The sequence below is a fragment of the Lactiplantibacillus argentoratensis genome (genome assembly GCF_037290055.1).
In the GTDB taxonomy this organism is placed as follows: Bacteria; Bacillota; Bacilli; order Lactobacillales; family Lactobacillaceae; genus Lactiplantibacillus; species Lactiplantibacillus plantarum.
On sequence record NZ_CP147647.1, the window covers coordinates 187643 to 199595 of the forward strand.

Annotated in this window: 7 protein-coding genes; 2 read left to right on the forward strand and 5 right to left on the reverse strand. The window is 46.3% G+C overall.

Annotated elements, in window-relative coordinates:
• Nucleotides 1–54 precede the first annotated feature (54 nt).
• Nucleotides 55–1464, reverse strand: coding sequence for a Na+/H+ antiporter NhaC (gene nhaC, locus V7R88_RS00835; RefSeq protein ID WP_063724164.1), 1410 nt, complete (start codon nt 1462–1464; stop codon nt 55–57).
• A 544-nt stretch (nt 1465–2008) separates the two neighbouring features.
• On the opposite strand from nhaC, the gene V7R88_RS00840 reads away from it, so the two are divergent.
• Nucleotides 2009–3682 (forward strand): glycoside hydrolase family 13 protein, encoded by a 1674-nt coding sequence (locus V7R88_RS00840; protein ID WP_114648282.1) that lies wholly within the window; start codon nt 2009–2011, stop codon nt 3680–3682.
• A 199-nt stretch (nt 3683–3881) separates the two neighbouring features.
• Here V7R88_RS00840 and V7R88_RS00845 read toward each other — a convergent pair whose 3' ends face one another.
• On the reverse strand, nt 3882–4796 hold the full coding sequence (locus tag V7R88_RS00845; protein ID WP_054399416.1) for a LysR family transcriptional regulator: 915 nt from the start codon (nt 4794–4796) through the stop codon (nt 3882–3884).
• Nucleotides 4797–5792: 996 nt separating this feature from the next.
• Here V7R88_RS00845 and V7R88_RS00850 point away from each other — a divergent pair.
• Complete coding sequence (locus V7R88_RS00850; protein WP_338816298.1) at nt 5793–8834, forward strand: SpaA isopeptide-forming pilin-related protein; 3042 nt, start codon at nt 5793–5795, stop codon at nt 8832–8834.
• 66 nt (nt 8835–8900) lie between these two features.
• On the opposite strand, the gene V7R88_RS00855 is transcribed toward V7R88_RS00850, so the two are convergent.
• The 3 genes from V7R88_RS00855 to V7R88_RS00865 all read right to left on the reverse strand — a co-directional run bounded on the left by V7R88_RS00855 (nt 8901) and on the right by V7R88_RS00865 (nt 11816).
• The gene (locus V7R88_RS00855) at nt 8901–9032 is read right to left on the reverse strand and encodes a hypothetical protein (RefSeq protein ID WP_003641790.1); all 132 of its coding nucleotides are present in this window, start codon (nt 9030–9032) and stop codon (nt 8901–8903) included.
• Between the two features lie 92 nt (nt 9033–9124).
• Nucleotides 9125–9967: a helix-turn-helix domain-containing protein gene (locus V7R88_RS00860; protein WP_054397138.1), complete on the reverse strand. Its 843-nt coding sequence runs from the start codon at nt 9965–9967 to the stop codon at nt 9125–9127.
• Between the two features lie 187 nt (nt 9968–10154).
• Nucleotides 10155–11816, reverse strand: coding sequence for a peptide ABC transporter substrate-binding protein (locus V7R88_RS00865; RefSeq protein WP_057716960.1), 1662 nt, complete (start codon nt 11814–11816; stop codon nt 10155–10157).
• Between the last annotated feature and the right edge of the window lie 137 nt (nt 11817–11953).

Sequence of the window (11953 nt, forward strand, 5' to 3'; positions counted from 1 at the left end):
TCGTCAATCGAGCGCCTAAGTATAAATCAGGTGGCCCGGGTTAAATCACGCGGCCTAGTCTAAATCAGCTGCTTCGTTGGCTGGCCGATGCTTCAGGCCCCAGCCTGTGAAACCACTGATAATTGAGAATACCGGTGATAGTAAGCTGAAGAAACAGAATGGCAGGTAAGCTAGGGTTGATACGCCTAGCGTGTTAGCGGCAAAGGCCCCGGCAACACCCCACGGAATCAGGTAATTGATGACGGTCCCACCGTCTTCAAGGACTCGACTGAGAGCTAAGTTAGCCAAGCCGCGCTGATTAAAGGTCGTCTTGAACGCTTTACCAGGCAAGATAACGGAAAGGTACTGTTCGCCGACAAAGATGTTGACGCCGATCCCCGCTAAAATCGCAGCCGTAACAGTTGCTCCGGCACCTTTCAAACGCTTAGTTAAGGGCACCATCGCTGTCTGAATGAGGTTGAATTTCATGAGTAGGCCACCTAACGACAGGGTTAATAGAATCAAGGAGACCGTGCTCATCATGGCACTGATACCGCCGCGCGAGAGTAAGGCGTCCACGCCAGCGTTACCAGTTTTGGCGACAAAGCCAGTCTCAATCATGGTGGCAATCTTAGTTAAGGCAATATGAGGCTGCTCGATAAAAATCATGACGATGGCCAGACCAATATTCATCAACAAGGTCGCAATGGCTGGGACTTTGAGTAGGGCACAGGCAAACATGACGACGAGTGGCAAAGCGGCCCACCAGCTGATGGTAAAGTTGCTGTTGAGAACGGTCAACGTCGTTTGAATCTTGCCCAAATGGCTTTGTGTTGCGGCTCCGGCACCTAAAACGGCGTAGAGTGCTAGCGATACGACGAAGGCGGGAATCGTGGACCACATCAGGTTGCGAATATGGTCGAATAAATCTGCTTCGGCGATGGCCGCCGCCAGGTTGGTCGAATCGGACAACGGTGAAGTCTTATCTCCAAAAATGGCACCTGAGATGATGGCCCCGGCAATCAAAGCCGGGTTGATGCCCATTGTCGTCCCGATTCCGAAGAGGGCAATCCCAATCGTTGAGATAATCGTGAAGGCACTCCCAATGGAAGTTCCGATAATTGCACAAACGAGAAAAACGGATGGGACGAACCACTGCGCAGAGATCAGATGAAACCCAAAGACCATCATTGAAGGAATGATGCCGGCTGCGATCCAAACGCTGATGAGTGCCCCGATGAGTAGAAAAATAAAAATCGGAATAATCCCAGTTTTGATACCATCGATAATGCCACCGTGAATGTCATCCCAGTGGGCACCCCGAATACGGGCCCATAAAATGATGAGGGCAATAACGAGAATAACGGGGGTCTGTGGTGACAAGCCGAACTTAATAACACCAAGTCCCATAATTGCAAGCATAATGAGTAAAACGAGCAAGGCTTCCGGTAACTGAACTGGCCGCCATTTTTTTGAATTAGGCATAATAATTAACTCCTTTTGGGTCGCTAAACTGGCATTGAGTAGCCCAGTACGGACTGCCGCAACGGCGGTTATGCGCCGATAATAGTGGGTGGATATAAAAAATCGTCCCCGTTGCATAATAATGCAACAGGGACGATTGATTAGACCGTGGTACCACCCAGTTTGAGCCACAGTATGACTCCACTCACTAGCAGTTAACGGCTCTAGTTGTTATCCGCCGGGCGTACCCGGACCTCTCCTACCGTATTTCATCGAGATTAACCTGATCGGTTCGCAGCACCCACCGACTTCCTGACGCACAGTTAATTCGCTACTTGAAAGTAAGATTATCGTTCGTTATTTGAATATAAGCGATAATAGCATGGCGTTTTTGATTCGTCAACTAAGATATGGCTAGAATCATGTTAGGCCAACAAATAAATGACGATTTGTGGGTACGCGCTAATGAGCGACAATGGTAGAATAGTTAGTGTTGTAAGCGGTGCCTTTTACGGCTGACCGTAATAAGTTTTTTAAAGCAAATTTTTTTAGGGGGATATCATATATGGCTAATCAATGGTGGCAATCAGCGGTCGTTTATCAGGTTTATCCACGGTCGTTTCAGGATTCAAATGGTGACGGAATCGGGGACTTACCAGGCATTACACAACGGTTAGATTACATTAAGCAACTCGGGGCGGATGTCATCTGGCTCAACCCAATCTACCGGTCACCCGGCGTCGATAATGGCTATGATATTAGTGACTATTACGATATTAATCCAGAATTTGGGACGATGGCTGATTTTGATCAATTATTAACAACGGCCCACGCGAAAGGGCTAAAAATCATGATGGACATTGTCGTCAACCATTCATCTGATCAAAATAAGTGGTTTACGGCGAGCGCGCAAAGTAAGGACAATCCGTACGCGGACTATTATATTTGGCGTGACCCCGTTGATGGGCATGAGCCTAACAACTGGGGTGGCTTTTTCGGTGGCTCCGCTTGGCAATACGTGGCTAGCCGTGATCAGTATTATTTGCATTCGTTTGCGGTCGAACAGCCAGATTTGAACTGGGATAATCCGCAACTACGGCAAGCGGTCTATGACATGATGAATTTCTGGGTCAATAAGGGTGTGGACGGTTTCCGCTTGGATGTCATTAACTTGATTTCCAAGCCTGAGAGCTTTGCAGATGGGCAGTCAGAAGCTGGCGAACCATACGCGGCCATCGGTGGAATTATTGCCAATGGCCCGCATCTCCATGAATACCTACAAGAAATGAATCAGCAAGTGTTTGCAGGTCATCAATTGATAACGGTCGGCGAGACGCCTGGGGCTACGGTTGCTGATGCTAAGCAACTGGCAAGCAGCCAAGGTCAGGAATTAAACATGGTGTTTGAATTTGAACACATGGGTCTGGACGGCAATCCGGATCCGGCGCTAGGTAAGTGGAATGACCAACCCGTCCGACTGGTTGACCTAAAGCAGAGCTTGTCTAAGTGGCAAACGGGCTTACAAGGAACGGCCTGGAATAGTCTCTATTGGAATAATCATGACCAACCGCGAATTGTGTCACGATTCGGGGATGAACGGCCAGTCTACCGGGAACGCTCGGCCAAAATGCTGGCGACGCTGCTGCATTTTCTTCAAGGAACGCCTTACATCTATGAAGGTGAGGAGCTCGGCATGACGAATGCCCACTTTACTAAGCTAGCTGACTATCAAGATTTGGAATCACGGAACGCGTACCATCATTTTGTTGATGACGAACAGGTCGTTCAACCTGAACGGATGTTAGGTTATCTCGCTCATATGTCGCGGGATAATGCGCGTACCCCGATGCAATGGGATGACAGCCAGAACGCGGGGTTCTCAACGGCGACACCGTGGCTAGCGGTTAATGCCAATTATCTGCGGATCAATGCCCAACTCGCACAACGCACACCGGGATCGATTCTGAGCTACTATCAGCGGCTGATTAAGCTTCGACACCAATTGCCAGTCATGACGACGGGTGATTATCGGCTATTGTCACCGGATGATGCGGCCGTTTATGCCTACGTGCGGCACGCGGGAACACAACATCTGCTAGTGATTTGCAACTTTACGGCGTCGACCCAGACGCGGCACTTTGCAGAATTACCTGCCGATGCGCGCCTGTTGATCAGTAATTACGATGAAGATCATCAAGACGTATTGCGAGCGTACGAAGCGAAAGTTTACCAGTTCTAGGTCGTCATTAGCTTCGTAACCGGAGTGGTAAATACGATTTTTAATAGCGGTTGTGTGATAACGAGCGCGAATTAATCGTGTGAATTTAACTATGATGATTTAGTCAAAAATGCGCCCCAATAAGAGCGCCCAACCTATCATGCGAGATAAGTTGGGTGTTTTTATTGGGGCGTATGTGTGATTGTGATCAAGTTCGTGGTTAAGATTTTTGTTCAGCATTGTCAGCTGCGAACGTTTTTTCAATAATGTCGATAACCTGCTTGACCAGGCCAATTGGAAATTGATGGGCCCGGCGAATCAAGTTGATGTGCACGCTAGGAACCTGAACGTCGTCGAACGGGATTTCAACGAGACCATCGTCTTCACCATCGTTAGGGGTCGTGATGTCGGAAATGAAGCCTAGGGCCAGGTTTTCTTTAACTAATCCCTTGATCAAGGTGCTGCTATCAGATTCGAACAGAACTTGGGGTTCAATCGAAAGCTGTTCAGCAAGTTGCCGGAAAACTAGTTTATTTAAGTAAGTTGCATTAAGCAGCACGAAAGGTGACTTTAGCGCCTCGGCAAAGGTCGGGTGTTCAGACTTTGCTAAGGGGTGTTCAGGATTAGCGAGAATACGGAATTTAAATGGCCGTAATGGCGTTACTGCTAACCGTTCATCCAATGTTTGGTCCAAGTTGCCACTGATGGCTAAATCGAGTTGGCCGGCTAACACTTGTTTGACAAGTTGGTTGGCCCCCATTTCAACCGTATGGACACTGCTAAGCAAGTCTTGTTCGATGATTGGCTTTGTTAATGCTGGTAAATAATGCTCACTGACGGATGGTTCGATACCAAACCGCAGTGTATGTTGACGTAAGTGACTGATCGATTCGTTAACATGCTGCCAGTTGTTGATAATGTCGTTGGCTGCGAGCAATAGTTGCTGACCACTAGGCGTTAACACTAGAGCCTTGGTCTTTGCTTGGCGAAAGAACAGCGTCACTTGAAAATGACGTTCTAGTCGTTTAATTGCTTGGGAGATTGTGGGTTGGCTAACGTGAAAATCAGCAGCCGTTTGCGTATAACTTTGAGTGCTGATTAAGCGTTGGAAGTAATACAAGTCTTTAATGTTCATGAAAAATGTAGCCTCCATAAAATATTAATGTTGGTTGCGCAATTAATAGTCGCAGGTAAGCAGGCTCCGACTGATTGATTAAAGCTGGTTATTATACGTCATGTTAATCATACCATTGTTGTAACGAATAGTGTCAGGATAATTCGCAAAAATTAGTTTGGACAATAGTTAACGTGCTTAAACTATAATGATTATTAATAAGAATATTAGTGCTGATTGGTACAGATGCGGCGTTACCGGTAAAATGGCTTTTGAGTCATTATATAATTTTATCAGTTAAAGGGTTGTCACATTGTTTTAATTACCATGTCGCGTCGGCCTGATTAGTCACTGGAAAATAAGTTAAAAAAGTCGTATTGCATTGTTGGTAGCCCATTGGAGATAAAGGTTAAAGTGTTAAAGCGATAAGCGAATGTTATGCAGATTAAGAAGCTTACAAGTTAATAGCAAACGATTAGTAATAGAGGTATAAAAAATACTTATCGGTTAAGGTGCTGTTATATATCAGCTGATAAGTCAATAATTGGTCTATGTGCTGGTGGCAGTGCTATTATGCCCCGTTTTCCAGCATAATTAGTTGATAGGCAACTAAATAAGTTAATGGGTTTAAATTATAAACGAAACGAATGGCGTCATTTTTGCTGTTTGCGATTAGATAGATTTATATTAATCAGCATAAATTATTTTAATTAGCTAACGGCTACCAGAAGCTTGCCAAAGTCAACGAAATGCAACTTTTGTATAAAATATTATAATACTAATATCGATTAATGTCTCCAGAATGTTGATATTACAGTAAATTAATTAAGTGTACATAAATAAAAATTATACAGATGCAAAAAGGCTTTTTGAAACAAATATTGCTAGTCCGCAATTGCTACCTGTGGGCGCTGAATTTCACTAAAAAGGATATTCAAATTTGCAGAATGTGGTTTATAATTAAGGTGTGTAATCGGTTTAAAAGTTTTAACTTATATAGAGAAAGGAGGGGATATAATGCGATTAATCGATTTCAAGACTTGGATAATGGGGACGGCCGCCATGTTGACGTTGGTTGTGACAAACCAAACGGCGAATGCGGCGGATACAGCCACTACCACCGCCACTGAAACAACACAAACTTCTGGTTCAAGTACGCTTGCTAATCAAGTGGTGTTGCGACAAACTACGAGCAGTAGCAGTAGCAGTAGCAGTAGCAGTAGCAGTAGCAGTAGCAGTAGCAGTAGCAGTAGCAGTAGCAGTAGCAGTAGCAGTAGCAGTAGCACGAAAGTATCAGCAACTAGTGCTGCGACTAAAACGGCGACCAGCAAAGCAGTCACCGTGTCCGAGTCATCAACTCAATCATCCAACACACCGGCTACTAGTCAAACGACTTCAAGTATGACCACCGCTCAAGCAACATCGGACAGTACTGATACGACAGCGACATCCCGGGCGGCAGCTAATGCCAAAGCGGATCAACAAGCGGTTAGTGTGAAGGCGAATAACGAGCAAGCAACGACCCAGAACCAGCAACAAACGACTAATATGTACAGTGGTGTCGTCACCAGCCAAAAAGACGCAACGACATCGACAACGAAGTCGGATCAGGCAACTGCGCCTGTTGCGACGCTGTCCAGGATGAGTCGAGCCAGTCTTCGCAGTTTAGCACAACGGGCAACGGTTGCAGTTCAGGGACTCGATGCCGCTGACGCAACGGTGACTGACGATGATGGTGTCACGTATAACGCAACGGATGTATTGAGTCTGTATGCGAACTATATCGCGAAGTATCATTGGTCGATAGCCGATGACGTTACCGTAGCTGCTGGTAGTACGGCCACGGTGACCTTGCCTGAGAACGTTGTCTTTACCAATGGTACGCGGCATATTGATGTCCAAAAGTCAGATGGAACGGTCGTCGGGACTTTTACGGCCGAGACTGGTAGCCAAACTGGGACACTAACTTTTAATGATTATTATGCAACTAGCGATAGTTATAATCGTCAAGGGGACTTAACGTTCTATGTTACCGGGACTAGTGCAACCACTGGCAGTAGTACGACTGGGATTAATAAGGTCGGCTGGGCAGACAGTAGTAGTTTAGATGCCGATGGTAATCCCACCAAAATGATCTGGCAAGTTGTCGCAAACATTAACAGTGAAAAGTGGCAGCAAGTAGCGATTGTTGATCAGCTCGGCCTTTATCAAACACACGAAGGTACTATGACGTTGGAAACTGGTCATTATACTGACGGCGCCTTTGTTAAAGACGCGGCACTGGGAACTTATGATTTTGCGACACAGCAGTTTACCTACGCTGATGGGGTATCAACACCACAAGTAACTGTGACGGTTGTGGGCCAGCAGATGACAATTAATATTGACCAATTAGATACAGCGGTCAATATATTTTATGAAGTTGGCCTGACAGCAGGACACACGTATACCAATAATGCGGGCGTAACGTATGCACCTGTCACTGGAGATGCGACTGATCCAAATGCGGGCAGTTCGACAGGTGAACCAAAGAGTGAACAGTCGAACGCAGCCGTAAGATTTGGTGGTTCCGGAACCGCTAGCGATGACATTCAGAGTTACAGTTTGGTCATTAACAAAACTGATGGTGACGGCCAAGCAGTTGCTGGTGCCACTTATCAGTTGGAGGATAGCACGGGTACGATACTTCGGACTGATTTGGTGACCGATTCAGCTGGACAGCTACGCATTGGTAACTTGTCGGCTGGGACGTACACGTTAGTTGAGACGGCAGCTCCGAGTGGCTACCAGATTGACACGGCCAAGCACGTCTTCACGGTATCCGCAGCCCAAGCAACGGCTAACGTGGTCACAGGTAGTGTGGTTGACCAACGAATTGCTAAGACGACACTGACTGTTAATAAAGTTTGGGCTGACGTGCCGGCTGGTGTGCAAACGCCGACCGTTGAAGTGACGTTACAACGCAATGGTCAAGCTTATCAGACCTTGCAATTAACGTCAGCAAATGGCTATACAGGTACTTTCAGTGATTTGGATGTGACGGATGTTTATGGCGATGCGTATACGTATACGGTGACTGAAACGGCCATTGCTGGCTATATCAGTAGTCAAACAACTAGTGGTGAGACGGTGACACTAACGAATACGTATCAAACCGGAAAATTAACGGTGGTCAAGACGGATTCGAGTGGTGCCAATCGGTTGGCCGGTGCGGTCTTTGCCGTGAAAAATGCTGCTGGAACGCTGGTTGCTCAGTTGACAACGGATGCCACTGGTCAAGCGCAGCTGACAGGTCTGGCACAAGGCACTTATACGGTTAGCGAAATTCAAGCACCGGATGGTTACTTGATCAATACGCAGGCGCAAGTTGTCGTGTTGGATGAGCAAAGCGCTTATCAAGGGCAATTAGTTTTTGCCGACGAGGCTGAACCGAGTGAACCGAGTGAACCGAGTGAACCGAGTGAACCGAGCGAGCCCAGTGAACCAAGCGAACCGAGCGAACCAAGTGAACCAAGCGAGCCGAGTGAACCAAGCGAGCCGAGCGAACCGAGTGAACCAAGCGAACCGAGCGAACCAAGTGAGCCGAGCGAACCAAGTGAACCAAGCGAGCCCAGTGAACCAAGTGAGCCGAGTGAACCAAGCGAGCCCAGTGAACCGAGTGAGCCAGGCGAATCAAATGAACCAGGTAAGCCCAGTGAACCGAGTGAACCAAGCGAGCCAGGCGAATCAAATGAACCAGGTAAGCCAGGTGAACCGGCGCTACCAGGACACACTGACGAGAACACTGATTCAGATCAGGTTGTCACAACGAAGACTGAGACAACTAAGTTAGCCAAGCAAACTAATTTAGTAACCACGGCTCAGCCAACGAAACTGTTAGGACAGCCAACAAAATTAGTAGCAACTTCTAAACCAGTTGTTAAAGTTACAAAAGCAACTAATCGCAAATCGACGCAACAATTGCCACAGACTAGTGAACAATCAATGAATTGGCTAATGATTTTGGGCTGGTTCTTGCTAGGGCTAACAGTTGTTAGTCGTCAACGGCGGTTTAATTAACCAAAAAGGCTACTGGAATTTCGCTTCCAGTAGCCTTTATTTATATCATAGATAAGTGTCGCCACATTACCGACGATTTTGAGATGTGCGTTGGTCATGCTTAATTCTGACTGGTTGAGCAGCGGGAACACGGGCACCAGCGACGACGCCGGCAACAGCAGCTAGTCCGGCTGCGGCTAATAAACCTGCTAATAACATGGGCAAGACCTCCTCAATAGTTGTAAAAACTCGTCTTTTGATACTTGCAGTTTAGGCGACTTATTAACAAAAATCAATTATTTAACCGTAAATTAGTGAGAATTTGAATAACTTGAAATATTCTTAAGTAATTGCCGGTTATTGTTCATTCTGGCAAGGGCGGCCGCATCATTTAAATACTCATGAATTTGATCCGGTTCATCGGATAATTGAGCCTGTAAGAATTTGATGCGCGCTGCGTAATAAGTGACGTGGAATCGCGCACAAATCTCGATCCCGTAGTTTAATAACTGCAAACTCCGCGGTGTATCATTAATGTTGGCGTAAAAAGCCCCCGTGTAATAAGCTAAGTTAATCACGCGCCAAACACTGGCGGTCGTTTCTAGCGGTAGGTTCGGTAGGGCATGGCGGACTTTTTCAAAATAGTACTGAGCTTTATCGTTATCCTGGTTCTGCTGATAAGCGATCCCGATACCGCAGTAGGCCAGCTGGGTATAGATTGTGATGTGGGCCTCGTCCAAATCGGTGATGATTTGGTCGAAATTAAAGATGACATCACTGATTGGGTGGTGGTTAAGGGCAGCAACGTAGCCCTTTAGGTAACAATATTGTAATTTGGTTTCGCGGTCATGTCGCGGCATATCCGCAGCCTTTTCAAGTTGTACTTCGGCATCTTGATATTCAGTTGTAATGAGGTCGAACTCGACTTGTTCCAAAATCTTCAAAACGGCGGCATCAGCGACGCGTTCAGTTGGAAAGACATCTTCCAACTGTAGGTTGAGCCGCTGACAAAGTTGGGCAACGATCCGTATGGCAGGTGCTTTGCCATTATTCTCAAACTTACTTAGTGTCGCCTGAGTACAAATGCCTTCTGCTAGGGCCTTTTGTGAAAGTCCTAGGGCTTTGCGGCGGGCGATGAAAAGCTCAATGTTCATACCATCAACGCTTCCTTTACATATTTAAGTCATAATTGAAACAGCTTTCATTTACCCTAATTAAAAACTTTTTATATAATTTTGTCAATATTTAAACATAATCATGCATATTCTAAAAATATATCTTGACTATATAAAAAACGCTCGCTAGTCGTTGCTAGTGAGCGTCTGTGATTTATCGGACAGTTTATTTCGCCATATAGGCGTCTTTGAAGTTATAGTTGGTACCGGAAGTGTTGTAGATCAGGCCCTTTAACTTAGGGTTGACCATCTGTGCCAGCGTTGTTTGTGTTAATGGTGCAACGCCTTCATCCGTTCCAATGGTCTTTTCCGCTTTGCCTAGAGCGGTCCAACGTGCTGTTGAATCGGTCGCTTGCTCGGCCTGCTTGACAGCAGCATCATAATCAGCGTTCTTCCACTTACCAAAGTTGTAATCATTCGTAGAAGTGAGAATGCCTAAATCAGAGATGGGGTCGGCGAAGTCAGCTTGCCAGCCAGAAATAGCGAGTTGGAAATCACCAGAAGTTTCACGTGCCAGCCGGTTTTTGAATGGCAAGGTAATATCGGTAATCTTTAAACCGGGTAGTTCCTTTTCTAGCTGTCCCTGAACATACTCGGCCGTCTCCTTGGTCTGATCAATATTATCGTGCGTGAGCGTTAAGGTTAATGACTTTTTGCCGGTTTCTTTTAATCCTTCCGCCCACAGTTTCTTGGCCTTGGCGTTGTCTTGAGTTGTGGCCGCACTAACTGCGTTTTCAGTCGCAAAATCTTCACCGGTCGTTGGATCGGTTGCGAGCCCGGTGGTGACAAAGCCCTTTGGAACTGCTGAGCCATCCGCTAAGACGTCCGTGACAAGCTGGTGCCGGTCGATAGTTAAGGACATCGCTTGCCGGAGCTTGGCATTAGCTAGCGCGGGCACCTTTTTCTGATTAAACTCGAGATAGTTCAGGCGGGATGTCTTACGGAGTACTAACTTGGGATTGTTCTTTTCGTTTTTGACTTGTTCACCGCTCAGGGTGGCCATGTCGAGCTTGTTGCTCTGGAACAAGTTGAATCCGGTCGTGGTTGACTTAACGACTTGGTCATTGATCTTTTCTAAGTAAACGTGTTTTTTATCCCAATATTTAGGATTACGGTTCAGTGCCCATGTCGTATTCGTGCCTTTCCAGCCCTTCATGGTAAACGGCCCATCGTAGACCATTTTGGCGGCCGTTGTCCCGTAGTCCTTGCCGTATTTCTGTACGGCGTGTTGGTTCTGCGGGAAGAAGATGGCAAAGCCCATTAGGAGTTTAAAATAGGCCATGGGTTTGTCAAGCGTCACGGTTAACTTGTATTTACCATCAGCCTTGATTCCTAAGCTAGTGGCTTTAGCTTTACCATTGGTGATTTGGTCAGCATTCTTGATGCCAGAATAAAGATAGGCATATTGCGAAGCGGTCTTGGGATCGATGGTTCGCCGCCAACTATACACGAAATCCTGAGCGGTCACGGGATCACCGTTGCTCCACTGGGCATCTTTGCGCAATGTGAACGTATAAGTCTTTTTATCTTTGGAAATAACGGTATGGGTCGCAATACCCGGTGTGATTTTATTATTATTGCCAATACGGTAGAGGCCTTCCATCGTGTTATTGATCATATTGGCACTGATCGAATCGGTGACTAGCGAAGTATCCAAGGTCGTTAGTTCGGAGCCATTTTCTGACCAGTTCAAGACTTGTTTTTGCGCCATCCCCGCGCGTAAGTTTCCCGCATTATCTGATTTGGACTGGCCTTGACTACAGGCAGCTAATAAAAGGCCGGTCGATGCGACCGCAGTAGCAGTTGTCAACATTACTTTCCATTTCATAGTAAAACTTCCCCCCAACTTGAATGGTCACGAGGATACATTAAAGGGGAATTAAAATCAATGTTTCGATTCTAATAATTAAGGAAATTAACAGAAACAAAATGTGTCAATGAACACAAAAAAGGTACCGTAGTCTG